The sequence below is a fragment of the Wolbachia endosymbiont (group B) of Schoenobius gigantella genome, assembly GCF_964031005.1.
GTDB classification, from domain to species: Bacteria; Pseudomonadota; Alphaproteobacteria; order Rickettsiales; family Anaplasmataceae; genus Wolbachia; species Wolbachia pipientis.
Genome location: NZ_OZ035002.1, coordinates 422,052 through 447,105, shown reverse-complemented (window position 1 = coordinate 447,105; position 25,054 = coordinate 422,052). Strand labels below are relative to the sequence as shown.

General features: G+C 34.9%; 25 protein-coding genes and 1 tRNA gene. 16 read left to right on the top strand and 10 right to left on the bottom strand.

Annotated elements, in window-relative coordinates:
- Positions 1-140: 140 nt before the first annotated feature.
- From ACQH2O_RS02190 to ACQH2O_RS02175, 4 genes are all read left to right on the top strand, one after another.
- A tRNA-Ser gene (locus ACQH2O_RS02190) sits at positions 141-231 on the top strand.
- Between the two features lie 176 nt (positions 232-407).
- Entirely contained in the window at positions 408-1,553 is a 1,146-nt protein-coding gene (locus tag ACQH2O_RS02185; RefSeq protein WP_095742874.1) for a SurA N-terminal domain-containing protein, read from the top strand.
- A gap of 97 nt (positions 1,554-1,650) precedes the next feature.
- Positions 1,651-2,271 (top strand): hypothetical protein, encoded by a 621-nt coding sequence (locus tag ACQH2O_RS02180; protein WP_006279429.1) that lies wholly within the window; start codon positions 1,651-1,653, stop codon positions 2,269-2,271.
- Positions 2,255-2,806, top strand: a complete 552-nt coding sequence (locus tag ACQH2O_RS02175; RefSeq protein ID WP_010963143.1) for a 5-formyltetrahydrofolate cyclo-ligase — start codon at positions 2,255-2,257, stop codon at positions 2,804-2,806. The genes ACQH2O_RS02180 and ACQH2O_RS02175 overlap by 17 nt, the downstream gene beginning before the upstream one ends.
- A gap of 36 nt (positions 2,807-2,842) precedes the next feature.
- Here ACQH2O_RS02175 and ACQH2O_RS02170 read toward each other — a convergent pair whose 3' ends face one another.
- A complete protein-coding gene (locus ACQH2O_RS02170) occupies positions 2,843-3,877 on the bottom strand; it encodes a hypothetical protein (protein ID WP_425385257.1) in 1,035 nt (344 codons plus the stop codon).
- A 136-nt stretch (positions 3,878-4,013) separates the two neighbouring features.
- On the opposite strand from ACQH2O_RS02170, the gene elbB reads away from it, so the two are divergent.
- Together elbB and ACQH2O_RS02160 are read left to right on the top strand one after the other, a co-directional pair.
- A complete protein-coding gene (gene elbB, locus ACQH2O_RS02165) occupies positions 4,014-4,721 on the top strand; it encodes an isoprenoid biosynthesis glyoxalase ElbB (RefSeq protein ID WP_022626165.1) in 708 nt (235 codons plus the stop codon).
- A gap of 175 nt (positions 4,722-4,896) precedes the next feature.
- Entirely contained in the window at positions 4,897-5,205 is a 309-nt protein-coding gene (locus ACQH2O_RS02160) for a hypothetical protein (protein ID WP_010081942.1), read from the top strand.
- Between the two features lie 2 nt (positions 5,206-5,207).
- Here ACQH2O_RS02160 and ACQH2O_RS02155 read toward each other — a convergent pair whose 3' ends face one another.
- On the bottom strand, positions 5,208-6,419 hold the full coding sequence (locus ACQH2O_RS02155; RefSeq protein WP_425385256.1) for a peptidoglycan D,D-transpeptidase FtsI family protein: 1,212 nt from the start codon (positions 6,417-6,419) through the stop codon (positions 5,208-5,210).
- On the bottom strand, positions 6,353-6,754 hold the full coding sequence (locus ACQH2O_RS02150; protein ID WP_425385255.1) for a hypothetical protein: 402 nt from the start codon (positions 6,752-6,754) through the stop codon (positions 6,353-6,355). Before ACQH2O_RS02150 ends, ACQH2O_RS02155 begins: the two co-directional genes overlap by 67 nt.
- A gap of 20 nt (positions 6,755-6,774) precedes the next feature.
- On the opposite strand from ACQH2O_RS02150, the gene ispH reads away from it, so the two are divergent.
- The 5 genes from ispH (at position 6,775) to hemA (ending at position 15,216) form a co-directional block, all read left to right on the top strand.
- Positions 6,775-7,704 carry a 4-hydroxy-3-methylbut-2-enyl diphosphate reductase gene (gene ispH, locus ACQH2O_RS02145; protein WP_010963148.1) on the top strand — a complete coding sequence of 310 codons (930 nt, stop codon included), beginning with the start codon at positions 6,775-6,777 and terminating at the stop codon, positions 7,702-7,704.
- 637 nt (positions 7,705-8,341) lie between these two features.
- The gene (locus ACQH2O_RS02140) at positions 8,342-8,635 is read left to right on the top strand and encodes a hypothetical protein (protein ID WP_244226830.1); all 294 of its coding nucleotides are present in this window, start codon (positions 8,342-8,344) and stop codon (positions 8,633-8,635) included.
- Positions 8,636-9,243: 608 nt separating this feature from the next.
- Positions 9,244-11,139 carry a molecular chaperone HtpG gene (gene htpG / locus ACQH2O_RS02135; RefSeq protein WP_095742876.1) on the top strand — a complete coding sequence of 632 codons (1,896 nt, stop codon included), beginning with the start codon at positions 9,244-9,246 and terminating at the stop codon, positions 11,137-11,139.
- 38 nt (positions 11,140-11,177) lie between these two features.
- Entirely contained in the window at positions 11,178-13,943 is a 2,766-nt protein-coding gene (locus ACQH2O_RS02130) for a host RNA manipulator TomO (RefSeq protein ID WP_425385254.1), read from the top strand.
- Between the two features lie 64 nt (positions 13,944-14,007).
- Positions 14,008-15,216 carry a 5-aminolevulinate synthase gene (gene hemA, locus ACQH2O_RS02125; RefSeq protein ID WP_425385253.1) on the top strand — a complete coding sequence of 403 codons (1,209 nt, stop codon included), beginning with the start codon at positions 14,008-14,010 and terminating at the stop codon, positions 15,214-15,216.
- A gap of 118 nt (positions 15,217-15,334) precedes the next feature.
- Here hemA and ACQH2O_RS02120 read toward each other — a convergent pair whose 3' ends face one another.
- The 4 genes from ACQH2O_RS02120 to ACQH2O_RS02105 all read right to left on the bottom strand — a co-directional run bounded on the left by ACQH2O_RS02120 (position 15,335) and on the right by ACQH2O_RS02105 (position 18,364).
- Positions 15,335-16,030: an inositol monophosphatase family protein gene (locus ACQH2O_RS02120; protein WP_006279720.1), complete on the bottom strand. Its 696-nt coding sequence runs from the start codon at positions 16,028-16,030 to the stop codon at positions 15,335-15,337.
- 8 nt (positions 16,031-16,038) lie between these two features.
- Positions 16,039-16,605 (bottom strand): elongation factor P, encoded by a 567-nt coding sequence (gene efp, locus ACQH2O_RS02115; protein ID WP_006279719.1) that lies wholly within the window; start codon positions 16,603-16,605, stop codon positions 16,039-16,041.
- Positions 16,606-16,667: 62 nt separating this feature from the next.
- Complete coding sequence (gene rimM, locus ACQH2O_RS02110) at positions 16,668-17,174, bottom strand: ribosome maturation factor RimM (RefSeq protein WP_425385252.1); 507 nt, start codon at positions 17,172-17,174, stop codon at positions 16,668-16,670.
- A gap of 14 nt (positions 17,175-17,188) precedes the next feature.
- Complete coding sequence (locus ACQH2O_RS02105) at positions 17,189-18,364, bottom strand: aspartate aminotransferase family protein (RefSeq protein ID WP_010963155.1); 1,176 nt, start codon at positions 18,362-18,364, stop codon at positions 17,189-17,191.
- Between the two features lie 65 nt (positions 18,365-18,429).
- Here ACQH2O_RS02105 and ACQH2O_RS02100 point away from each other — a divergent pair, with 65 nt between their 5' ends.
- The 3 genes from ACQH2O_RS02100 to recF all read left to right on the top strand — a co-directional run bounded on the left by ACQH2O_RS02100 (position 18,430) and on the right by recF (position 21,628).
- A complete protein-coding gene (locus ACQH2O_RS02100) occupies positions 18,430-19,857 on the top strand; it encodes a sensor histidine kinase (RefSeq protein ID WP_038198431.1) in 1,428 nt (475 codons plus the stop codon).
- 189 nt (positions 19,858-20,046) lie between these two features.
- Complete coding sequence (gene bcp / locus ACQH2O_RS02095; protein WP_010963157.1) at positions 20,047-20,514, top strand: thioredoxin-dependent thiol peroxidase; 468 nt, start codon at positions 20,047-20,049, stop codon at positions 20,512-20,514.
- 16 nt (positions 20,515-20,530) lie between these two features.
- Complete coding sequence (gene recF / locus ACQH2O_RS02090; RefSeq protein WP_425385251.1) at positions 20,531-21,628, top strand: DNA replication/repair protein RecF; 1,098 nt, start codon at positions 20,531-20,533, stop codon at positions 21,626-21,628.
- A gap of 667 nt (positions 21,629-22,295) precedes the next feature.
- Here the strand turns inward: recF and ACQH2O_RS02085 are convergent.
- Both ACQH2O_RS02085 and ACQH2O_RS02080 read right to left on the bottom strand, forming a co-directional pair.
- A complete protein-coding gene (locus ACQH2O_RS02085; protein ID WP_038198436.1) occupies positions 22,296-22,640 on the bottom strand; it encodes a TrbC/VirB2 family protein in 345 nt (114 codons plus the stop codon).
- A gap of 17 nt (positions 22,641-22,657) precedes the next feature.
- On the bottom strand, positions 22,658-22,984 hold the full coding sequence (locus tag ACQH2O_RS02080; RefSeq protein WP_010081966.1) for a TrbC/VirB2 family protein: 327 nt from the start codon (positions 22,982-22,984) through the stop codon (positions 22,658-22,660).
- Positions 22,985-23,120: 136 nt separating this feature from the next.
- On the opposite strand from ACQH2O_RS02080, the gene ACQH2O_RS02075 reads away from it, so the two are divergent.
- Positions 23,121-23,936, top strand: coding sequence for a YihY/virulence factor BrkB family protein (locus ACQH2O_RS02075; protein ID WP_274979346.1), 816 nt, complete (start codon positions 23,121-23,123; stop codon positions 23,934-23,936).
- The gene (locus ACQH2O_RS02070) at positions 23,923-24,678 is read left to right on the top strand and encodes an SDR family oxidoreductase (RefSeq protein WP_022626173.1); all 756 of its coding nucleotides are present in this window, start codon (positions 23,923-23,925) and stop codon (positions 24,676-24,678) included. The genes ACQH2O_RS02075 and ACQH2O_RS02070 overlap by 14 nt, the downstream gene beginning before the upstream one ends.
- Positions 24,679-24,802: 124 nt before the next feature.
- On the opposite strand, the gene ACQH2O_RS02065 is transcribed toward ACQH2O_RS02070, so the two are convergent.
- Positions 24,803-24,976, bottom strand: a complete 174-nt coding sequence (locus tag ACQH2O_RS02065; RefSeq protein ID WP_167471214.1) for a hypothetical protein — start codon at positions 24,974-24,976, stop codon at positions 24,803-24,805.
- Positions 24,977-25,054: the final 78 nt, after the last annotated feature.

Sequence of the window (25,054 nt, the reverse complement as noted above, 5' to 3'; positions counted from 1 at the left end):
ACTGGGATGACAAGAAAGGGAGCACTGGAATTTTTGTTTCAGCATTAGCCATGCATCTGAACAGATACAAATATTGCAATTAAAAGCATTAGACAGGTGGTAGAGGTCTTGGTATTATATAATCTTTAGGTTCTAAATTTGGAAGGGTGGCCGAGCGGCTGAAGGCGGCGGTTTGCTAAACCGTTATACGACCCAAAAGTCGTATCGAGGGTTCGAATCCCTCTCCTTCCGTATACTGTTTTTAGCACGGTTTAAATTCGCTATATTAGCATGTTTTTAGCCTATTTACCAGCGTACCTGATTTTGTTGCAATGGTTTTTATTTCCATTGTCACTGAGATCACTATTAAAAAGTTGGCTAGCATTGACTCAGTATTTATTATAGAATTGGTTATTAACTTTACTTGTATGTATAAAATACTAATTTTACTGTTGATAGTGTTGCCACTTAGGTTGCTTGCAACCGAGATTGAAATTGTTGCAGATGTAAATGGTGAACCAATTTCAAATTTAGATATCGAAAAACGCATCAACTTTATAAATTCATTGTTTGGCACTCAAAGTGTTAATCAAAAAGAAGCAAAGCCTCAAGTGCTTAGGGAGCTAATAGACGAAATTATCATTATCAATGAAGCACAGAGGCTGAATATAAAATTGAGCAACGAGGAGTTAGATAATGCTATTATGTTATTTTTAACCCAAAGTTTTAAACTTAAGGCTAATGAAGTTGATCAATACATAGAGAAGCATAATATAGATCTTGGTATTTTAAGAAAACAAATAAAATGTCAGTTACTGTGGAGCAAAATTATTGAAGTAAGAATTGTGCCATTTATTAATATAAGCGATAAAGAAGTAGATGATGTAAAAAGGCAAACAGAAAAGCCGGATTATCTTATCACGTTCCAAGAGTTTATAATTCCTGATCAAAAAGACAAGGACGTTTATGGTATAGCTGAAGATTTAGTAAAAAAATTACGCAACAGTGATAACCCAGAATCTCCAATAAAGATGCGTAAAGCAACAGTTAATTTAAGTCAGCTAAAAGGAAAACTCAAGAGCGTTTTAGAAGGATTAGAAACCAGCGACATAGCAGGTCCATTCAGTTTCAGTGAAGGTTACTCCGTTATAAAAGTAATAGATAAAGTACAACTTAATCATGCACTGCTGGAAAGCACTTTAAAATTAAAACAGATTGTGGTTGAAGGTTCAGAAAGTTTATTAGATAATCTCAAGGAGCAAAAGGTCAGTTGTTTAAATTTTGATAAATTGGCAGATAATTTTAAGCTGCCAAACGCAAAAGAATTTGAAATAAAAATGCGAGATTTAAATCCTGATTTACAGATTTTATTTAGTAAAACAAGTGTGAATGAAATAGTAGAATTGAGAGAAAATGGCACTGCAAAGTTGATGATGTTGTGTGATATCAAGAGTAATGTAGCGGGTATAGAAGCAATCAAACAGAAAATGTACCAACAAAAGATTATGATACAAAGCAACTTGTTATTAGATGATATGCGTAAAAATGCAGCTATCAGTTATCGGTATAGTTGAAGTCAGAGAGTGTTCTTGTCTTTGTGTATAGAACTATATAAATTACTTTGTTCTATAAAATTTCAAAAAATTTGAACAAATGCAGTTAAAATAGCACATGAAGAATATAATGCTAATTGGTGGTGGAGTTGGAAATGCAGTGTTATTTTCGATAGGGAAGGCATGTCTTGAAAATAATAACAAGGTTTTGTACTTTGCTGGCTATAAGAAGTTAAGTGATGTATTTAAACGAGCACTGATAGAGCGTGCATCAAATGCAGTAGTTTGGGCATGTGAAGAAGGATTGATAGAAACAAGCAGAGATCAAGATAAATCCTTTCATGGTAATATAGTTGATGCAATAGTCTCTTATCAACAAGGAAGATTAGGTATTAATTTGAACGTTATAGATAAAATTATCACTATTGGTTCTGACAAAATGATGAAAGCTGTGAATGAAGCTAGAAAAACAATTTTAAAGCCATATCTGAAATCAGGCCACATAGCGATATCATCAGTTAATTCTCCTATGCAGTGTATGATGAAAGAAATCTGCGCTCAGTGTGTGCAGCAACATATAAATGCGAAAACAGGAGAAAGGAGTTTTGTTTATAGTTGCAGTAATCAAGACCAGGATATGGGGTGTGTTGACTTTGACTTTTTAAGTGAGCGCTTGAAGCAAAATAGTTTACAAGAAAAACTTACTGCAAAATGGATAGATCATGTTCAAAGATATTAAACAGCACAAAAAGGAAATAAGAGAGCAATATAGAGCTATAAGAAAAGATATTGATGAAAGTTATTCCAGTTATGCGGCAAATTCCCTTATTAATCTCTTTAATCAGAACTTAAGCTACGTTAAAGGCAAAACAATAGCAGCTTACATTCCAATGGATGAGGAAATAGATGTTGTGCCTTTGATGCATAGTTTACTCGATTTAGATTATAAAGTAGCAATTCCTAATAAAAATAAGTTACTAAAATTTGAGGAATGGAACAAAACAAATGAAGACGTAATTCCCGACACAATCATTACTCCTGTTATTGCTTTTGATGATCATTTTAATAGATTGGGTTTTGGCGGTGGTTGGTATGATACAATGATAGAAAAACTGCGGCCACTTGGAAAAATATTTATAGGTGTAGCCTATGAGAAACAATATTGTAAAGATTTACCTGTAGAAAAACATGATCAAAAATTGGATATTATAATCACTGAGATGTGTGTTAGATGTGGAAGTGGATTGCTCAAAAAAGTGGATAAAAAAGAATAGATCTCTACCTTTTCCATTCCCTCCCTCTCCAAGCCATCAGAGGGTTTTGGTTTCTCCTGTACTCGCTTGTTCAGAACTTGGACTATCTAATTGAGGAACTGGTGACTTCATTTGGTTAACTTTATCATTAACCATTTTTTCTACCTCCTCTATTTTACCCTCACCAATGGCCATAATTTTAGATTGAAATTTCTCCATAAGTTCCTCAAGTGCTTCCTTATCACTTTCATAAGTACTAGTACCTTTTTCTCTAAGCTTTTTCATGTCATCTTCTGAAAAATTTTGAATAGTTCCATTCTTTACTAACTCTTGTATAGCAGATCGCTGCCCTTCATTTTGAAGCATGCCTATGACCTTTGCTTTACTCTGGGCGTTTTTTATTTTTTCACCTTCTTCGGACATATTATAGCCTATAATCTCTTGAGCCAAACTGTTGTATAATTTACTAAAGTTATCTTTTTTTGGCCCAACCTCAGGCAATTTATCCCCTAAATTTTTAGATAAACTTTTCACTGCTTTTCCTGCATCAATCGCACCTTCTTTTATTTTTTCCCCTGCCTTTACTATACCTATTCCTGCATAACGTGCTCCAATACCTACAAGTGCTATTAATGTAGCAAGCACAATAAGTGGAGAAAATGCTGCTCCTAATACCATTACGGCAGAAGCTATTCCAATTTTTTTATTTGCAGATGCTGATTTAAAATAATTGACTAGATTGTCCAGTGGACCTTTATTATTATTTATAACATTACTTATTGCTTGCTGATTAACAGATTTTAACGCCTCTTCTATTATTTTTGAGTCAACATTTTCAGAAGTTAAACCTTCAAGCGCTTCTTCAATGAATTTTATAAATAATTCTTTGTTGACCTCCTTTTGCAAGCCTTGGTCATTAATCGCTAAACCTAAATCATTGAGGTTCATCCCTTTAACTTGTTCTGATAGGGTTGTAAATAACTCTTTTTTCCCCTCTTGTGAGGATTGTGCAATACTTTCTATTATATCTGAAATAGCTTTTCTTAGTTCTGGATAGTCAGTGTCAAAAAACATACTATTGCTAGATTCCATATTCAGCTTCGTTGATTATAAATATGCCTAATTATACATACTAATCATTAATTATATTATAATTGATATAACATACCCCTTTCCAAATATAGAATTTGTATTAAAATATCTAGATTATATGAAATCAAGGTACTTTATGGGTGAAAAAAAATTAAAAGCTGCTGTGGTCTTATCAGGGTGTGGTCACCTTGACGGTGCAGAGGTAAGAGAAGCGGTTTTAAGTTTGCTTGTGCTTGATCAGCAGGAAGTGGATGTTAAATGCTTTGCACCTGATATCAATATCACACAAGTTATGAATCATAGAACAAAAGAGGCAACAAAAGAAAAAAGGAATGTACTTGTGGAAGCAGCAAGAATCGCAAGAGGCGAAATATATGACTTAAAAGAAGCCAAAGCTGAAAATTTTGACATGCTAGTTGTACCTGGTGGATACGGGGTTGCGAAAAATTTATCTGACTTAGCTGAAAGTAAAGACATGGTGACAGTAATGCCTGAATTTGAAAGATTAGTTTCAGAATTTTTTGTTACAAAAAAGCCAATAGGAGCGATATGCATATCTCCAGCCATCATTGTTTCAATTTTAAGTAGCAAGATAGGTAAAGAAGAAAGTAAGGTTAAGGTAACTATAGGAGATGACAGAGAACAGTTGATAGAAAGGCTTGGCGGCGAGCACATAAAATGCGATACAGAGTTATCAATAGAAGACGAAGAACATAATGTATTTTCCTGTTCTGCTTATATGCGTAGCGACGAAAGTACATACTCTGTATATCAAGGGATAAAGCATATGATTGACAGCATGGTAAAAAAGATTAACAAAAAAACTAAACAGCCATTCCTATAAGGTGTACTAAATAAGACTTCTCTATTAATCACACAATTAACTGTTGAATTTTACATTTCTAGCTGTATTATGGCTACGTAGCTAAAGTAACTTAGGTTTATCGACGCTTTACTACTTGTTAGCGGTGTGGTGTAGTGGCCATATATGTTTAGTTCTTTTTTTTAAGGTATTTTGTATGTCAGATCTTTTCTATATTGAAACTACGTGTTGTGTGGACGGTCAGTGTGATGTCTATACAGGGGAAGTGAGTTTTAATGATGTCATGTTAGGCAAGTTCAGTCTAAATTCGTGCAGCGGGAAAGAAGCTATGATAAATCTAGACATTATTACATTCGATATTAATATCGCTATTGATGGTCAAAATGGAAAGACAATAAAAAAAGACCTTAAAGGTCTTGAATTTGTAACTAAAGATGATGGTTCTTGGTATATTAATAAGGATTTTGGTGATGATAAATTTGAAGTTGTAGTAAAGCAATCATAATTTTACATCTCAGGTGTAACATTTAGTATAGGCGCTATTCTATTTATAATGTTCTTTACTATAGGCGCAGCAATTATTCCCCCGGTATGGTGCATCCCTTGAGGCTCATCAATAGCAATTAGCACTATGTACCTTGGGTCAAGCATAGTTAGCACTCCTATAAATGATGCTATGTTTGCATCTTTGCTATATTTACCATCTACAACTTTTTCCGCCGATCCAGTTTTTCCTCCTATTGAATATGCCTTTATTTTTGCTTTTCTGCCAGTGCCATCTGTTACTGCTGCACGTAATAATTTTCTCATTTCCCTGGAAGTTCTTCTTGAGATAATTTGCTCTCCTATACTTCTTTTATTCAACATCAAGGTTGCGTTATGAAATATCCCATTGTTGATTAATGCTGCTGCAGTTTGTGCAAGATGTATAGGAGTTACAGCTATGCCATAACCATAAGATGCTGTTATTAAAGTGGTTTCACTCCATTTATCCGGGATTATCGGTGTGGATTTTTCTGGTATTTCTATTTTCAAAGGAGAAAATAGCTTCATAGCTTTAAAGTATTCTACCTGTTTTTCAATACCTAGTTTGACTGCAATTTTTGCTGCACCAATGTTGGATGATTTTACAAATATATCTTGCACAGTAATTTTTGGAATTTTAGATTTATGAAAATCCTGAATTTTATACTTTCCGATGGTGATTGGTGTTGATACGTCATATAAATCGCTAGTTTTTGTAGCGTTCGCATCAAGCGCTGCGGCTATTGTAAAGTATTTTAATACCGACCCCATCTCATATACCCCAAGACTGGCGCGATTAAACTTTTGTACGTCTTCTGCCTTATTCTGTAAGTTGGGATTAAAATCAGGTAGGCTGACCATCGAGATAACTTCACTATTTCTCACATTTAAAACAATTCCTACTCCGCCAAGTGCCTGATATCTGCTTACAGCTTTAGTTAGCTCTTCATGCACTATGCTTTGCACTCGTGTATCTAAGGATAGTATTATGGGCTTTTCTTGCTCATTGTTTTTACTTATATACGCCTCAACTCCTGCAATACCATTGCCATCTATGTCAGTGTAACCAAGCACGTGTGAAAATAAATTACTGTGAGGATATATACGCTTTATGTCGTCATCAAAATTTACTCCTGTACACCAGCGTTTTTGATCGCTAGTAATTCTTTTGGAGTCAAGTGCCGCTTTATCCAAGCAAATTTCTTTTCTGAAGTAAGTACTCTATATAAGTTCTTGTATTCGAGGTCATGCAAAGTAGAACACAGTTGTGCTGCTATACTTTCCGGATTCTTTACTTTGGTTGCATCTATATATAGTGATGTTGTGGGCACATTTGTTGCTATTACCACTCCATTTCTATCTAAAATATCAGGTTGTTTATGTACTATATTATCTTTTCTAAAATTTTCTGAAGTAGTAAGTTGATCAAATGTTAAAGAGAATATGCGAAAAATAATTATTATATAAAATATAAATAATGGTACTATAAAACACAGTGAGCGGAGCTTATTTTTAAGTAATGCTTGCATATTTACTTGATTTGACAAAAATGGAAATCATCTTAGCTGAACCACGAGGTTTTTGTGCCGGGGTAAAAAGAGCTGTGGACATATTAGCTATTACTTTAGAAAAATACAAAAACGAGCGCCAAGTTTATGTGCTACACGAAATTGTTCACAATAAATATATAGTAGAGGACTTTAAGAAACAAGGAGTGGTTTTTGTAAGCAGTATCGAGGAAATTGAAGATAATGAAGGAATACTGATCTTCAGCGCGCACGGAGTATCAAAAAATATAGAAGATGAGGCAAAAAGAAAGGGTATTCAAGTGATTGATGCAACATGTCCTTTAGTCAACAAAGTGCATAAAGAAGCAAAAAGGTATGAAAACAGTGGTAAAGAATTAATTCTCATTGGGCATGAAAACCATCCAGAAGTTAAGGGAATTAGGGGAAGAGTAAACAATCCTATCACTTTAGTGCAAACTTTGCAGGATGTATATGATTTAAAGGTTAAAGATCCAGATAATTTGTCTTATGTTACACAAACTACGTTAAGCATCGACGATACCCGTGACATTATTGCTGCCTTGAAATTAAGGTTTCCAGGCATAACAGGTCCAGATTTAAAGGACATATGCTATGCAACGCAAAACAGACAAAATGCTGTTAAAAAGCTAGCTGAAATTGTAGACATGGTATTAGTTGTAGGAAGTAAAAATAGCTCAAATTCAAACCGCTTATTAGATCTGTGCACTGCCAGAGGAAAAAGAGCCTACTTGATTGATAATTACAGCTGTGTGAATAAAAGCTGGTTTCAGGGCGTAGAAAAGATAGGAATCACCGCAGGTGCTTCCGCTCCTGACATATTAGTTGATGAATTAATAGACTACCTAAAAGTAAACCTGAGTGTAAAAATTTCAGTTATGCCAGGTGGTATTACTGAAAATGTTCAGTTTAAAATACCGAATCTGGTTTAAAACACAACTTATCTACTAAACTTCTCTTGAAATCACACAAACCAGCATCTATAGCTAAGACGTCATACCGCGATTCATTAGACTTCTTGCATAACCATATAACAAACTTTTATTGGGAATAGAAACGAAAAAACTTGCTTGACAAACTCCGCCAGCCCTCTTATCATGAAACTGAAGCTATTGTATTTGCTTTCGCCAATCTGCAGATTAAAAGGTAAGGATTACTTAATGTGTCGGCGTCTTATGTTCAATTTTTTGCAGTATATAGATACTGTATGTCTTTACAAAACTTCATCTACATCTAGATTTTTATCTAAATAAGCTGAACGCGCTTATAAAGCGTTACAAGACATCAAAAAATGCCAATACTCGACAGAGATAGTAAAAGACTAGCTAACTCGGGGATTCTTTGTCTTTTTTTCTGCTTAGTAAATTTCTTAAACATTTGCAGCGTAGGTTAGTTGCAATTAAAAGCGGCTGAATCTCGCTTGTCAAGCGTTTAAAACATAAAAAACGCCAATATTTTAAAGCGGATAATAACCCCAGGGCTTCTTTTGCCTTTTTTTTCGTTTGGTAAATTTCTTAATGTTTGTGGCTGAACGACAACCGTCATCCCGCTACTTGTTAGCGGGATCTCTTGTTAGCGGCTGAGATACCGCGAATGAATCGCGGTATGACGGTTCGCGGCGGCATGACGATAAGGTTTATACCTTGTCATCCCAGTGCCCAAACACTGGGATCCAGTTTTCTTTACAAATTCACCAAAAGTGTTTCATTCTATAACATAAAACCCATACTCACCAAATCCAATGCATTACTTGCAATTAAGTTTCCTGGATCCCAGTGTCTGGGCACTGGGATAACAAAGGAGGACGTTATTCCAGTGCCAAGCACTGACCATTTCTGGTCTCTTAAATTGCAACTAATCTAAGTATTAAAAAATTTACCAAACGAAAAAAAAGGCAAAAAAAGCCCGATGGTTGGCTAGTTACTTACATTATACTTTCAAGTATGGCGTTTTTTTATTCTAAACGCTTAATAACCGTGACTCAGCCGCTTTTAAGCCGCAACTAATCTAAATTATAAACGTTAAGAAATTTACTAAACAGAAAAAAAGGCAAAGAAACCCTAGGGTAGCTAATTATTCACTATCCATTTTTTAAGTTGGCGTTTTTTGATGTTTTAAATAGCGTATTTCAGCTTGTGTAGCTAGAAATTTGATAAAGACATGAGGTGCACATAGTGCAAAAAATTAAGCATGATTTACGCCAAATACATTAAGTTTTTTTGTCATTAATCCACTGCAGAGATTGCGAAGATAAATAAATAGCTTCAGTTTCATGATAAGGGGGCTGGCGAAGGGTGTCAAGGAAGTTTTTCGTTTCATCCAATGCGCTGCCAAAAGTTTGTTATGCAAGAGATCCCATAAATTGGGTGTCATAATAACTACACCCACATTAATTTTGGTGTACGTGACCTTGAAAGATCGTGATTCAATACTTAAATTATTAGGGTAGTAGGCAAATAATGGAGCTCAAAATGCATAATGTACAAGAAACTGAAAATTTAAAATTTGACGCTGAGGTAGGGAAAGTACTTAATATAGTGATTCATTCACTTTACACCAATAAAGACATTTTTCTGCGTGAATTAATATCAAATGCATCAGATGCATGTGATAAGTTGCGCTATGAATCTCAACTAAACCCTAATTTGCTAGATTTGAGTGACGAATTAAAAATCACTATCAGCTCCAATAAAGATAAGAACGAGCTATATATCACTGATAATGGCATTGGAATGAATAGACAGGATTTAATAGACAATCTTGGTACAATTGCAAGCTCTGGTACGCAAAAGTTCTTGGATGCGATTAAGAATAGCAAGGATTCAAGCCAAACTGTGGAGCTGATTGGGAAGTTTGGTGTTGGTTTTTACTCAAGCTTTATGGTTGCATCAGAAGTAATAGTAGAATCGAGAAAAGCTGGAGAAGAGGAGTCTTGGATCTGGCAATCCAAAGGAGATGGGGAATATTCAATCAGCAAGTCAGATAATCAAGTCCCTCGCGGAACCAAAATTACGCTCATTATGCATCCTGAAGAAAACGAGTTTTTAGATAAATTTCGTGTTGAAAATATTGTCACTACTTACTCTGATCACATAAATTTTCCTGTTGAATTTATAGACGAAGAAGGAAAAAGTGAAAAGTTAAACAGTAAGGCTGCAATTTGGACTAAGCCAAAAAATGATGTTACTCAAGAGGAGCACAACGATTTTTTCCGCAGTGTTGCCCACGTTGGCGGGGAGCCCTGGATGATATTGCATAATAAAAATGAAGGTGCAATAGAATATACAAATTTGCTTTATGTTCCTTCTATAAAACCTTTTGATTTATTCCATCCAGATAGACGTTGCTCTGTTAAGTTATATGTAAATAAAGTATTTATCACTGAAGATAATGTACAGATCATACCGCAGTATTTACGTTTCTTGAAAGGTATTGTTGATTCACCGGACTTACCTCTTAATATCAGCAGAGAAACGTTGCAGAATAATCGTGTTGTTGAGCAAATCAGGAAATCCCTCACTAAACGCGCGATATCAGAGCTCGGTAAAAAGGCAAAAGAGAATTTAGAGGAGTACACAAAATTCTGGACCAATTTTGGTGCAGTATTAAAAGAGGGTCTTTGTGAAGCTATGCCAACTGATGAGAGAGAAGCGCTGCTCTCGATTTGCAGATTTCATAGCACTGGTGATGAGAAATTAGTCAGCATTGATGACTATATAAGCAGAATGAAGCCTGAGCAGGAGCATATCTATTATCTCACTGGAAATAGCTTGGATTCAGTGAAAAACAGTCCGCAACTTGAGGGATTCGTCAGTAAAGGACTAGAAGTGCTCCTATTTGTTGATCCAGTTGATGACTTTTGGACTAGTGTAATTCATGAATACAAAGATCAGAAAATCAAGTCTGTAACCCGTGCAGATGTTGATTTGGAAAAATTCTCTTCAGAAGAAGATAAGACAGATGAAGAAAATAAATCGAATGAAGAAAAAACTGAGGAAACTATACTGCAATATTTTACCACAGTGCTTGGAGATTCAGTAAAAAGCGTAAAAATTTCCAAAAAATTGACTGATAGTCCCGTATGCCTAGCGGTTGATGAAGGTGCTATGGATCTTCGCATGGAGCGTTTTTTGCGTGAACAAAAGCAGCTAAATTACCGCACGCCAAAGGTGCTTGAAATTAATACTAAGCATCCTGTAATAAAGAGTATAATGAAATCTTATGCTGAAAGTGGTGAAAACCCAACATTGGAAGACATGATTCATTTATTATTTTACCAAGCTTGCATCGTGGAAGGTGAAGAGATGGATGATGTAAGTCTGTTTGCTAAGAGATTGAATAATTTGCTTGGCAAGATTTCTGTTTAATGCTATACTTAGCTTAGCTGCTAGTTAGGAGGTAAAACATGTTTGGTTCCAATTTTAGAGACTTTGTATCACAGGATAAAACTTCACAGGGCCAATCAAATTCTGAAAGATTAATCAAAAGTTGGCATGGTTTTGAAAAACCAGATTCTGAAGATTCAGGTATTGAAGAAGAGTTTGAAGTTTTAGATAGCGAAAGTCAAGAGATACCAGCTACTCCATGTAGCACACCCTCTGAAGATCTAAGTTTAGAGAATGCAATACTTGCAAACTTTCCTGATGGTTGTGATAGGTCGTTTACCGTAGAATCAAAAGATGAAGGTTCATTTGATACCATTCCTAAAAGTTTAACTTTCGCTGAAATAACAAATATCCTAAATCAAGCTATACAAGAAGATAATTGTGAAGAACTAGACAAGGTTGTACAAAATATTGAAGATTATGAAGGCAGGTCTATTACGCTGGATAATGTAAATTTAAAGAGTTTTTGTGAGCAACAACTTAACTTAGATTTACAAGATAGAAGCGATCATCAACATATATACTCAAATGTACTATCACAGTATAAATTTGATCAGGAGAATTTTGAGTGTGATTATTCAGTAAAAGAATTGGTATTATTGGCAATTGCAGCTAATGACAAGCTAGTAGAGCAATATCAGGATTTTCTTTTTGCTGAAGAAAATTTAAGTCTTTTACCTGTACTTGTTGGTGGTCAAAAATATATTGAAGCTTTTATAGAAAAATTCCATGGTACTGATGGAGTTTATGGAAGATTAAAAGGTCAAGCTATACAACTTGTCGAACCTAATAAGATTGACTTTTTCTCAGTTATAGCACTAAGAAAAGAGCAAGAATTACTAGAGACAGTTTTTGTCGAATACGTTTTAAGAGATTTTGGACAGGTGTTAAAAACAAGTAAACCTAATCCTTTGTATGGTGCGCTTGAAACAGCATCTCTGATCAAAAATGAAGAATTCATCACGATAGTGCTAGATGCATTTGAAAGATATATTAATGAGCTAACTAAAAAAGCCTCAACAGAAGAGTTATTAAAAAAGAGCTTTGCTACCTTGTTAGAAACTGCGATAAGCCAGGAACACACATCTGTCATTGAATACCTGTGCAAACGATACACTAATAGTGCAGATCGTGCCATTTACGATGTATATGAACAAGCATTTGCAGATGATAAAGTTATTACAATACTAAGGCAACAAATCCTGAAAAACATAGGAGCTCGTGGCAGAAAAGAAATTTATGATTTAATTCTGAAAACTGCATTGGATGCTGGTAATATTGCATTTATCGAGCACTTGTGTGAAAAATGTGCTAAATGCAGCAATGATGTTATTAATTATCTTGATCATAAATCTAAAAACAACGAGTTTGATGAAATATATGAATCAATTCTGATTGCATTGTCTAATACTGAAAGTCAAGACATTATAGTCAGTGTTCTAGCTCATGTTCAAATTTATCAAAGCATACTCAATAATAAACAGCAAGTAGTCAGGCAAACCATACAAAATATACTGAGAAATGCAATAAAAGAAGCTAGTTATGGAGTTGTTGTACCCTTATGTCAGCATGTTGACCTAAAATTCGCAGCTCTTCAGGCAATATGCAAGGAAGAATTTGAGAAAGCTTTACCAGTAATTGCAGAACAGCTTGAAAAAATAAGTATGGAACTTTCTCCAAGTATGACTCGTAATGAGTATCAAAAAAATAGAGATACTTTGAGTCATCTATATCTAATTAGAAATTTGTTAGAAAGTAGTAAATTAATCAATACTTCCAGTAAAGCAAATATACAGACACAAGCGAATACACAAGTTAATAAAAGAAGCAGCAGTGATAATGCAGTATCACCTGTTATAAAAGGCGATACGGCTGTAGTAAATGAAGAGAATAACAATCAACCAAGCAGTCAAAGAAACCCAAAATCCAAAAGTGCTGGCAGTCAACAGACAGAAAAAAATGTTCTTGCAGGGGAGGAAGAAAATGCTATCTTAAATAACACAGGGGTTTCAACGCAGGAGCCTTTAATTAATAATTTTGAGGAGGGTGAAATCAAAAAAGGCAGCGGAAAAAAAGGTGTTAAGCAACTTGCCAGTCCTGTTAAGAAAAAGATTGATGGACTTATAAGCAAAACCAGTACTAACTCAAGAGAAGAACTCGAAAATATTCTAAAAAGTAACTCTCCTACTCTTGTACTACAATATGTAAAAAATAAAGACGGTCCCTTTAAGGGTAAAGTAGAAGAAATTAAAAAAGAAATTAAAAACCATAATACAAAACAAGGTAATGTTAATATTTCACTGAACAACGATTTGCCAAATTCAGGAGACCAATCTACAAGTTCTAATAATACCGGAAGCAATAGTACACTTACCACAACTCCAGAAATTACGGGTTGTGAAAAGAAGTTGGGGGTAAGTGAAGTTTCTTCGAATGCTGACAATGTGTCTACAATTGGAGGTGTTATTAACAGTAAGGAAAAGCCTGCAGCAGTAGAAAAAACTAGTGCTATAAACAATCAATCAACCTCTATTACTGCAACACAAAATACGCAAAAGAGTAAGTGGCCTACCATAGCTACATGGACGTTAGCAGTAGCTGGAGTTGTTTCAGGAGTAGCTATTGCAGTTTATTTGGAAATGCTAGCTGCAGGAATAGCAGTTGGAGCTTGTTGTCTGGTTGCCGCTGCAATTATATACTGCTGTACACCTAAAAGCCAAGTTGAAAACAACAAGGTTGACAAACCTTTCAACACGGGGAAAGTACCTACTGCCGTACATGTATAATAAATATAGTAGTTTACCATTTAATAATTTATTATAATTATGTTAATTATCGGTAAATAAGGACTTGGTAAACTACGAAGAAATATTCTTGAATAAAATAAAAGATATAAAAGATGAGGGGCGCTACCGTGAATTTACGCACTTTGCGTCATTACCAGGTAGGCTCCCCCACATTATGGACTATGAAAGAAATAGGGAAGTAATAGTCTGGTGCAGTAATAACTATTTGGGAATGTCACAAAATGAGAGTGTAATTGCCGCTATCCAAAATTTATCTGTTGGTGCTGGAGGAACAAGAAATATATCTGGTACAACAAAAGAGGTTGTTGAACTTGAAAAATCCTTAGCTTGTTTGCATAAAAAAGAGGCTGCTTTAACTTTTGCTTGTGGCTACCTCGCTAACCAGACAACACTTAGCACTTTATCGTCTGTTATTCCGGGCGTAGTAATTTTTTCAGACGAGAAGAACCATTCTTCGATGATAGAAGGCATAAAATCAGGAAAAAGGCCAAAACATATATTTAAACACAATGATGTTAATCATCTAGAGCAGTTACTCAAGTCTATAGACAAAAAGACACCAAAAATAATAGCACTTGAATCCGTATATTCAATGGATGGTGATGTAGCTCCGCTTAAAGAAATATGCGACCTGGCAGATCAACATAATGCAATTACCTATTTGGATGAGGTGCACGCAGTTGGCATGTATGGTTCACATGGTGGCGGAATTGCAGAAAGAGAAGGTCTGATGGATAGAATAACCGTTATTCAAGGTACACTATCAAAGGCTTTTGGAGTGATGGGTGGGTATATAGCGTCTTCAAAGAGCTTGGTAGATGTAATAAGAAGTTCCGCTCCAGGATTTATTTTTACCACTGCTATGTCGCCTGTTTTAGCAGCGGCAGCAAAGGCAAGCGTTGAGCACCTAAAATCGAGCAACATTGAAAGGGAAAAGCAAAAGCAAGTCGTTGAAAAAGTAAAAAACTCACTGAGAAATGCAGGAATTAACTTCATTCCAACAGAAACTCATATAATTCCAATAATAATTGGCAACTCAGAGTTATCCAAAAAAGCATCAAAATTATTATTTGATGAGTATGGAATATATGTTCAACATATAAATTACCCGACAGTTCCAAGAGGAACTGAGCGTTTCCGTATTACCCCTACACCTTATCATACCGATGAAATGATAGAGCATTTAACAGAATCTCTTGTAAAAGTTTTCGAAAAGTTGTCTATCTCTGTAGCCTGTTTATGCTATAGCTAGTACAGCCCTACGTCATACCGCGATTTATTCGCGGTATCTCAGCATGGATTCCGCTAACAAGTAGCGGAATGACGAGTTTTACGCTTATCAAATTGTAGGTAAACATAAATTACTTTAGCTATAGTTTTATATCTCCAGCAATGATTAGCCCGTTGTCTTCCGTTAGCCTTCCACCGCTTTCTTGCAGAAAAAGTCTACCGAGCAAGGCTTTATATTTGTTAACTCCAGAGTAAATTATTCCACTGTGCCTTCCTGCCGCAAGGTATGCAAAGCCTAAAATTGTTGAACCTATGGAGCGTACATTACTATTGCCAGGCAGCAATTTATTTAACAAATTACCACTTACATCTATTAGACCCCCTTCACGGCTTTTCACTCGCATTTTTACATGACGAGATCTAAAATCCTCAAGAAAAGCACCTTTCTTTTCTTCTGCCCAAAAAGTTTCTCTAAGAGCCGGAGCATCAATTACAGCTGCCACAACTTTATTTTTATGAATGAGACAGACTGATACTGCAAAATAAACCATGCAACTAGAAAAGTTCTCCCTGCCCTCTATAGGCATAATAAACCAGGTATAAGTGTTATCTTTTACTTCTTGATCAGTATCATCTTCAAAAATAAAACCATAGTCTCGTTTGTAGTCGTGCAAGCAATCGTATATGGTTTGCTTGGATTTTGAATAAGTTTTATTAATAAAGTCTGCTGATTTAACATTAGAAATTTGCAATTCATTAAAATCGCGCATAAGCTGCTTGGAAGCATTACGCACAGAATCAAGCATCACATTAATTCGTGGTGATGAGAGGGACATTCTTCCTTTTACTCTTTCACTCTTTCATAATAGCTGTCACCTGGAGTATATACTACAATTTTATCCTCTTCTTTTATAAATTGAGGCACGTTAACGCGCATTCCGTTTTCCAAAATTGCAGGCTTATAAGAAGCAGTAGCAGTTTGTCCTTTAATAACAGACTCTGTTTCTTTCACAGCAAGTGTAACATAATCAGGCACATGCGCAGAAATTATTTTGTCTTGATAAGCTACAACTTTAATTTTCATGTTATCCTGTAAATAAATTTTTTTTTCTCCCAATAAGTCCAAATTTATAGTGATTTGCTCGTAATTACTTGGATGCATAAGATTTACAATGTTTCCTTCAGTGAAAAGGTAAACATATTCCTCTTCATCTAAAATTGCCCTTCTGATTGTTGCATCAGAACGAAATCTTTCATAGTGTTTTGCTCCGGTTTTGATGTTTTTCATTTCGGCTTGTATGTATGCACCACCTTTACCAGGTTGAGTATGCATAATACCTACAACCAAAAATAATCCGCCGTTATGTTCCAACACCTGACCTGGTCTGATATCGTTAGCTCTTTCTGCCATAATTACATTTTCAATTTGATCTTATAATTATAAATAGCTTTATATAAATATCAAAGTCTTTATTAGTCAATAAATTCTGGTATATTTAATACTATATACCTCCCCTTTATATTTATATGTGGAAATATCTCTTTAGTGAAAGACAGCATAATACGTTTTTTTGTGCTGATAACTAAAATTTCTAATATATCCCCTGAGCCGAAATTATACACAGATTTTACATAGCCATATAATTCATTACTTTTCAGCCTTACTTCAATATCTACAAGGTCACTTTGGTAAAATTCATCCTCATCATTTAGCTCTGGTAACTTGCTTCTTTCTATATATAGCTTCTTATTCCTTAAAAGCTCTGCTTCATTACGGGAATTTACTCCGCTTATTGTAGCTATTACTAAATTATCACCTATGACGGATACTGAGTCTATTTTATAATTCTCATCACCACTTATTAGCTTACCATATAAGGAGATATTTTCAGGCTTTTCAGTAAAGGTTTTTACTTTAACAGCTCCTTTAATTCCGTGAGGAGAGGTAATAATTCCTAAGCATACCAGATTGTCGTTCATATTAATGCAAGTATCTAATCAGAAGATTTCTCAGATAAATATTGAGTCAAAATCTCGATGCCTTCATCAATCTCTTTTTCAGTGATAATGAGTGGAGGTAAAATTCTCACAACGTTATCTGATGTTACCCCAACAGTAAGCAAGCCGCGATGACTTAACTCTTCTGCAAACTTTTGATTGTCTGCTTTCACTTTTATTCCAAGCATTAACCCTTTCCCTCTTACTTCCTCTATTATTGGAAATTTACTTGCTAAGTCTTCTAGTTTATTTTTTAAGTATTTACCTCTAATTTCAACATTTTTCAAAAAGCCGGGGCTGAGCAATTCTTCGAGCACAGCATTACCTACTGAGGTTGCAAGCGGATTGCCACCAAAAGTGGAACCGTGCATACCGACCGCCATATATTTAGCAGCATTTTCAGTTGCAAGACAAGCCCCCAGCGGAAACCCCCCGCCTATTCCCTTTGCAAGAGCACATATATCAGGTTCCACTCCTATATGTTCGTATGCGAATAATTTTCCTGTCCTACCAGCACCGCATTGTACGCAATCAAAAAATAACAATATGTCATTTTCATCACACAGCCTTCTTAGTTCTTTCATAAAGACTTCATTCATTACTTTGATACCACCTTGCCCTTGTATTGGTTCTATTAATATAACGCCTATACCACTTGAAATTGCTTTCTTTACGCTCTCAATATTGGGCTCGATGTTATCACACCAATCAATGTAGGGATTTAGTAATTCAGAAAATTTCTGTTTATCGTTTGTAGCACAAGTTAAAAAGGTTCTTCCATGAAATGCACCATGAAATGTTAAAATTCTGTGACGATTTTTATTGCCTTTTCCATTTTGATAGATCCTAGCAATCTTAAGTCCACATTCTACTGCCTCTGATCCAGAATTTGAGAAAAATACAGTGTCAGCGAAACTATTGTTTATTAATTTTTCTGCAAAATTATTGGCAGCAGGTATATTATAGGTATTTGATATATGCCATAATTTTTCTCCTTGCAATTTAAGAGCACTAATTAATCGCGAATTAGTGTGACCTAAGCTACTAACGGCTATTCCGGAGTGAAAATCTACGTAGCGCTCACCATCAACATCATATAGGTAGATACCTTTGCCATGAGAAAAATTTATATTAACAGGAGAATAAACTGGCAAAATAGGAGAAATTGTCATAAAATATTATATGCTAAATTTTATTATTAATAACATAAAAACCGTTGTTTCACAATAAGAAGGATATGTATAAGCTAGGTAAATTGATGTTTTCTGCGTTGAAGAAAAACAAATACACAAAAGTTATTGTATTACTCTCATCGATCTTTATGATTTTATTCAGTGTGATATATTGTAATCATTTACTAAGGAGTAATTTCCTTTCTTCTTACCGTGATTCAAGTGTAAACTTAAAAAGCGTACTGGAAAATGGCATAATAAAAAAATACCATTATTTACTAATAGAAAAGCATCACATTAAATACAAAAATTTTGACTACATAAACCAACTAGTAAAACTACGTGCTGAATTATTACAATCAGTGAGCAAAGTAAAGGATTTCAGCTTAATACTGTATGATCAAAACGGCAGAATAATATTCAGTAATTTTAACACTCAAGATTATGATTATGAACAGTTACTTACAAACGATGAAATTGATAAACTATTAAGTAACCAAGAAATATTTTATACTACAGGAAATACATTAACTTCTATTTTCCCTATATTCCATGAAAATAGCGTTAAACCGTCGTTTTTTTTGAAGATTCTTCGAAACTACAATAATTCTTATGTTATAGCATATGGCCTGTTTTTAACATTTTTGGGCCTATTATTAATAATCTTAATATTAATAATGTTCTATTTGCACTTTTCTAATACCCAAATGCTAGCCAAGCAACATAAAACTAACATTGAATTACAGCAGATAAAAGAGACATTAGAGCAAGAAAATGCAAACAAGCTAAAGTTTTTTGCAAGCGTTACACATGAATTACGCACACCTCTTAATGCTATTATTGGATTTGCAGAGTTGATCAAAAATGAAACTTTAGGTTCAATGGATAACTCTCAATACAAGGAGTATGCAGACGATATATATAATGCAGGGACACACTTACTTGCCTTAATTAATGATGTGTTAGATTTTTCAAAAGCTGAATCAAGTAGTTTAACAGTAGAAAAAGTGAAGTTTAACCTGAACAAAATAATAGATTCATGTGTAAATATGCTATTGCCTAAATTAAAAGAAGCCGGGATTAATTTAAAAAAAGAGATGACTAATAAACAATTATTAGTCATTGCAGATCCCAAGAGAATGAAACAAGTTATAATAAATTTATTATCAAACTCAATCAAGTTTACTCCCAAAGATGGTTTAATAAGAATGGTGATAAAAGAAAATATAGAAAAAAACTTATTAACTATTGAGTTTCATGACAATGGAATAGGAATAATGCAGCAGGACATATATAAAGTTATGTCTGTTTTTGGCCAAGCAGATTCGGGGTATAGAAACGAAGGTACGGGCATCGGATTGCCGCTAAGCAAGAAATTAGTAGAGTTAATGGGTGGAACTTTTGACATTAAAAGTGAAGCAAAACTTGGTACTACGATAACATTGAACTTCTTTTATGAAGAACAAACATGTGAAGATTCGATTGATTTTTAATAGGATCTATTTGATATGGCCTTACATCAGACGAAAACCACACTTTATCAAGAGCGGCAAGCCGAGAAGGTAGGCAGAAATTCATCAATAAGCCCCCATCAAGAATCTTATCTGTTAGCTATATATAAAATTTGATACTCTGACTACAATATACTACTATAGATGGAAGTGTTATTAATGGAGCAAGGTATGGAATTAGCAGTAGGAAATAATGCACCCGATTTTAGCTTGCCAGCAGATTCTGGTGAAAATTTATCACTGAGTGAATTTTTTGATAAAAAAAATGTAGTTCTTTATTTTTATCCTAAAGACGATACTCCGGGTTGTACAATGGAGGCAAAAGGCTTTAGAGATAAAATAGATGATTTTTCTTTCCTTGACACAGTGATAATTGGTGTATCAAAAGATAGTGTTAAGTGTCACACTAACTTCAAAGCAAAATATTCTCTGCCGTTTTCTTTAGTTTCTGATGAGAATGCTGAAATGTTGGGAAAATATGGTGTTTGGGTAGAGAAAAGTATGTTTGGCAAAAAGTATATGGGAATAGAACGCACTACTTTTTTAATAGATAAAAAAGGTAAAATAGTGAAGATCTGGAAAAATGTAAAAGTTAGTGGACATGTTGATGAGGTTCTGGAAGAAGTAAAGAGAATATAAACTAAAGAATAGGTTAATGGCTACCCATTGCTACATAAAAAAGCTGAAATTACATAATTTTCGTAGCCACTCAAACTTTGAACTGGATTCAGATGATAGCTCAGTTGTAATAACTGGCAAAAACGGTATTGGTAAAACTAATATACTTGAAGCAATCTCGTTGCTTGCTAAAAGCAATGGAATGAAAAAAGCAAAAGCCAGTGAGATACAAAATAGATTCAGTAATGAAGATTGGGTAGTGCACTATGATTTTTTTAATGGAATGGATTTTAATTCAATTGGTATCGCAAAGAGTTTTGATAAGAAACTAATACAAATTGATGGAAAAACGCAATCGAGTTATTCATCTTTGTATGAGATATCCAATGTAATATGGCTGATTCCACAAATGGACTATGTTCTTCTTAATTCTCCAAGTGACAGATTAAAATTTTTAGACCGTATAGTCTCACTGTTTGAGGAAAATTACACTTGCTGCTACATGAAACACAGAAAAGCTAAACGTGAGCGAAGTAAACTGTTGAGAGAGAACACCTTGGACGAAAATTGGCTCTCTAGTCTTGAAAACATAATGGCCGTTAATGCAGTTAGTATTTTACGTATGCGATCGTCTGTTTTAAAGACACTACAAGACACAATTGATAACCATTCCAGTGAGTTTTTTCCGAAGGCAAGTTTGAAATTCAGCAGCCAGCTAACTTTGGACGATACTGCAGAATATTTTCAGAATCGTCTAAAGGAAAACAGAGAAAAAGATTCATTGACTGGTAGAGTAACCTTTGGTGTGCATAACGATAATTTTCGGGTTTTTTGTCAAAAAAGAAACGTACCAATAAATCTGTGCTCCACTGGAGAACAAAAGTTATTACTGCTTTCTATTATTTTATCCAGTGTAAAAGCAAGGTGTATTCATTACAATAAGGCACCACTTCTTCTACTTGATGATATAATGTCTCATCTGGATAAACATTACAGAAAGGCGTTAATGGAGGAAGTGTTAAGTATTCAATGTCAAACTTGGATAACTGATGTAAATCAAGATAATTTCAATAGCTATCTTTATTCTTTCAAGTTTTTTGAATTATCAAATGAATTAAATGCAAAACTTCCTTGACAAACCTCGCCAGCCCCCTTATCATGATACTGAAGGTATTCAGTTATCTTCATCTGTGCAGATTAAACAGCAAGAAAACAACGTAGTTGGCGTCTTATTTTTAATTTTTTGCACTATGTGCACCTTATGTCTTCACAACATTTCTGGGTTTTTACCTATATAAGCTGAAACGCGCTTATAAGTCGTTTAAGACAGTATAGTACGCCGATTTTGCAGGATTAGAGAGTGACAACTAGCTAACACGGGGTTTCTTTTGCCTTTTTTTCTGCTTAGTAAATTTCTTAAACATTCAAACTAAGGTGAGTTGCATTCAAAAGCAGCTAAATTGCAGTGTTTAAGACTTAAAAAACGCCAATACTGAAAATAGACAATGACCAGGGCTTCTTTTGCCTTTTTTTTCGTTTGGTAAATTTCTTAAATATTTATGGCTAAACGACAACCGTCATCCCGCTACTTGTTAGCGGCTGAGATACCGCGAATGAATCGCGGTATGACGGTTCGCGGTGACATGACGATCAGCCTTGTCATTCTAGCGCGTGGCGCTGGAATCCAGACTTTAACTGATATGATTACAGAAAGAGAATTTATTAGGTAGTTATAGACACTGAAAGTGGTAAAACTTACCACTTTCAAGTAAAGAAAACTACGTTTACGCCTTCTATAATTTCTATGGATTATTCACTACTGCACCGTCTTCACAAATCACACCTCCTGGTGTTATTTTTGAAACGACTACAGGAGCGCCAAAAAACACAGCAGTAAATGCACCGAGTGCAAAAAGCGCTGGCCATGGCATTCTGCCAAATATCGCAAGCAAAGCTGCACCTATTATCACTATTGTGATCATCGGCCCACCTATGCCGTGAGTATAGCCTATTATCTTGCATATCACTGATGATGTTATATCACTTTCATCAACAAAAACGGTGTTGGTGGTGCCACCACTAGTATTAGCATTTGCATCAAACGCAAAGGAGAGAATTAACGCCACTAGTAGAAGAAAATTTTTCATTATGCCTCCAATAATTTCTATGGCTTATTCGCTACTGCACCGTTTTGACAAATCACACCTCCTGGTGTTATTTTTGAAACGACTACAGGAGCGCCAAAAAACACAGCAGTAAATGCACCGAGTGCAAAAAGCGCTGGCCACGGCATTCTGCCGAATATTGCAAGCAACGCTGCACCTATTATCACTATTGTGATCATTGGTCCACCTATGCCATGAGTATAGCCTATTATCTTGCATATCACCGATGATGTTGTATCATTTGTATCAACAAAAGTAGTAGGAGGAGCATTTGCATCAAATGCAAAGGAGAGAATTAATGCCACAAGTAGAAGAAAATTTTTCATTATGCCTCCGATAATTTCTATTTAATGCTGGATTATCTACCATTTTGATTAAATTTAAGTAAATGGTGAGGATTTTTTTGCTTAAAAGTATCCTTTATTTCATTTAGAATACTTTTCTTGGTTCGTTTATATTACAGTGCCACAGAAATTTTACAGCATCGTTTATTGTCTTTATCGTGCTTTGATTGACACAATTTATAATGATGGAGTGGAGCATGCAGGGTATTTATCATTTTTAATTCTGTTATCAATATTTCCTTTTCTCATCGTTTTAATGGCTGTGGCGTCAACATTTGCAAATTTTTTAGACCAGTACAACATTGGCTGGGTATTTATCATTGATAACATGCCACAGGATATTTTATCATCTTTGATGCCGCGTATTAGGGAGATAATATCAGGCCCGCCGCAAAGCTTACTAACTTTAGCAATTGTAGGTGCTGTTTGGACCGCTTCATCGACAATTGAAGGGCTTAGAACAATACTCAATAAGGCCTATAAAGTTCCGGTTTTGCCGCCTTATATATTAAGAAGAGTACTAAGTATATTACAATTTTTAGTAATCACGCTTATTATAACTCTAACTATAGTGTTTTCTACACTAGTACCAATGCTAATTGATTTTTCCTATCAGGGACTAAGTTATACTAGGTATTTACTTATTGAATTTGTACTTTTCACAGTAGTCTCTTGGCTATATTTTATGTTGCCAAACATAAAACAAAATTTATCAGACGTATTTCCTGGATCTTGTGTAGCTGTTATTCTTTGGACGATTTCTGCTTCAGCTTTTAAGCAATACTTAAAAGCTTCCTTTGACCAACTGGATTTGATATATGGAAGTTTAGGTGGTGTGGTAGTGTCATTACTATTTTTTTATATGCTAAGTTTGATTTTTATATATGGAGCAAAATTCAATTTTCAGCTAAAATATTTCAATGAATCTCGCTAAGGAGAAAGAAATGGGTAAGTTAGAAGGTAAAGTAGCTTTAATCACCGGAGCTTCAGGTGGAGTAGGCTCTGCTGTTGCAAAAAGGTTTATAAGAGAAGGTGCATGTGTGATTCTGATTTCAAGATCTCTTGATAATCTCAAGCCACTATATAATGAAATTGAAGAGCTTGAAGAATTTAAAGAAGGCTCTGTGAAACTAATTCAGCTTGATCTTTTAGACTTTGAGAATGTAAAGATACTGACAAACATGATAGAAAGCCTGAAATTATCAGAATCTGGAGCACTTGATATATTAGTTGCGTGTGCTGGAATTTTAGGCAAACTGAACCCCATTCATGACTGTGAGATTGAAGAGCTACAGAACGTAATGAATACAAATTTTACTGCCAATTGGTACTTACTAAAAAACTTAGATCCAATGCTAAAAAAGTCTAATGCTGGAAGAGCGATATTCATGACCTCAGAAGTGACACTTTCTCCTTCCTCTTATCCATATTGGATGCCGTATGCTGCAAGTAAAGTTGCACTAGAAATAATGGTGCAGATATATGCATCTGAGACAAAACATACAAAATTATGTGTAAATGCTGTATACACGGAAGGACCTGTGGGTAGTGAGCAGGCATTTCCTGGATCTGAATTGGTGTCACCTGATAAACTAACAGATAAATTTGTGGAATTAGCTTCTGAAGACTGCAGCATATCAGGAAAAATCTTACCGCTCAGCAAATCTCCCGAATAAATTACCATAGTATCTGCAAAGATACCGTTAAGCCCACAATTGTATGAACATTGTGATTTGAGAGTAATCTCCACTAGGAAGGATGTCATCCCAGTGCCTCTATGGTGTCATTCCAGTCTGGAATCTAGTCTTTATTATGCAGCCACTTATTTAAAGTTAAGTTTTCTGGATCCCAGACTGGGATGACACCTCTGGGCACTGCCGTCATAAAGGAACCAGTGTCAGCTACTTGAATGACATCATTTGCTGTGCAATTTACCTTCAAAAATGAATGTTTGTACAGCTGTGTGTCAAGCACTGGAATCTGCCACGCAAATTGCAATGTTCGTACAGTTATGCGTCAAGCCTAAAAGTAATTAGCTAATAGGTTTAATAA

What these genes read in the sequence shown, in the direction of transcription:
- ACQH2O_RS02170 (WP_425385257.1), bottom strand. Translation starts at nt 3,877, where the DNA reads ATGGAATCTAGCAATAGTATGTTTTTTGACACTGACTATCCAGAACTA.
- recF (WP_425385251.1), top strand. Translation starts at nt 20,531, where the DNA reads ATGGCTACCCATTGCTACATAAAAAAGCTGAAATTACATAATTTTCGT.
- rimM (WP_425385252.1), bottom strand. Translation starts at nt 17,174, where the DNA reads ATGAACGACAATCTGGTATGCTTAGGAATTATTACCTCTCCTCACGGA.
- ACQH2O_RS02100 (WP_038198431.1), top strand. Translation starts at nt 18,430, where the DNA reads ATGTATAAGCTAGGTAAATTGATGTTTTCTGCGTTGAAGAAAAACAAA.
- ACQH2O_RS02180 (WP_006279429.1), top strand. Translation starts at nt 1,651, where the DNA reads ATGAAGAATATAATGCTAATTGGTGGTGGAGTTGGAAATGCAGTGTTA.
- bcp (WP_010963157.1), top strand. Translation starts at nt 20,047, where the DNA reads ATGGAATTAGCAGTAGGAAATAATGCACCCGATTTTAGCTTGCCAGCA.
- htpG (WP_095742876.1), top strand. Translation starts at nt 9,244, where the DNA reads ATGCATAATGTACAAGAAACTGAAAATTTAAAATTTGACGCTGAGGTA.
- ACQH2O_RS02085 (WP_038198436.1), bottom strand. Translation starts at nt 22,640, where the DNA reads ATGAAAAATTTTCTTCTACTAGTGGCGTTAATTCTCTCCTTTGCGTTT.
- ACQH2O_RS02130 (WP_425385254.1), top strand. Translation starts at nt 11,178, where the DNA reads ATGTTTGGTTCCAATTTTAGAGACTTTGTATCACAGGATAAAACTTCA.
- ACQH2O_RS02070 (WP_022626173.1), top strand. Translation starts at nt 23,923, where the DNA reads ATGAATCTCGCTAAGGAGAAAGAAATGGGTAAGTTAGAAGGTAAAGTA.
- ACQH2O_RS02160 (WP_010081942.1), top strand. Translation starts at nt 4,897, where the DNA reads ATGTCAGATCTTTTCTATATTGAAACTACGTGTTGTGTGGACGGTCAG.
- ACQH2O_RS02080 (WP_010081966.1), bottom strand. Translation starts at nt 22,984, where the DNA reads ATGAAAAATTTTCTTCTACTTGTGGCATTAATTCTCTCCTTTGCATTT.
- ACQH2O_RS02150 (WP_425385255.1), bottom strand. Translation starts at nt 6,754, where the DNA reads ATGCAAGCATTACTTAAAAATAAGCTCCGCTCACTGTGTTTTATAGTA.
- ACQH2O_RS02185 (WP_095742874.1), top strand. Translation starts at nt 408, where the DNA reads ATGTATAAAATACTAATTTTACTGTTGATAGTGTTGCCACTTAGGTTG.
- ispH (WP_010963148.1), top strand. Translation starts at nt 6,775, where the DNA reads ATGGAAATCATCTTAGCTGAACCACGAGGTTTTTGTGCCGGGGTAAAA.
- efp (WP_006279719.1), bottom strand. Translation starts at nt 16,605, where the DNA reads ATGGCAGAAAGAGCTAACGATATCAGACCAGGTCAGGTGTTGGAACAT.
- ACQH2O_RS02120 (WP_006279720.1), bottom strand. Translation starts at nt 16,030, where the DNA reads ATGTCCCTCTCATCACCACGAATTAATGTGATGCTTGATTCTGTGCGT.
- ACQH2O_RS02175 (WP_010963143.1), top strand. Translation starts at nt 2,255, where the DNA reads ATGTTCAAAGATATTAAACAGCACAAAAAGGAAATAAGAGAGCAATAT.
- ACQH2O_RS02105 (WP_010963155.1), bottom strand. Translation starts at nt 18,364, where the DNA reads ATGACAATTTCTCCTATTTTGCCAGTTTATTCTCCTGTTAATATAAAT.
- elbB (WP_022626165.1), top strand. Translation starts at nt 4,014, where the DNA reads ATGGGTGAAAAAAAATTAAAAGCTGCTGTGGTCTTATCAGGGTGTGGT.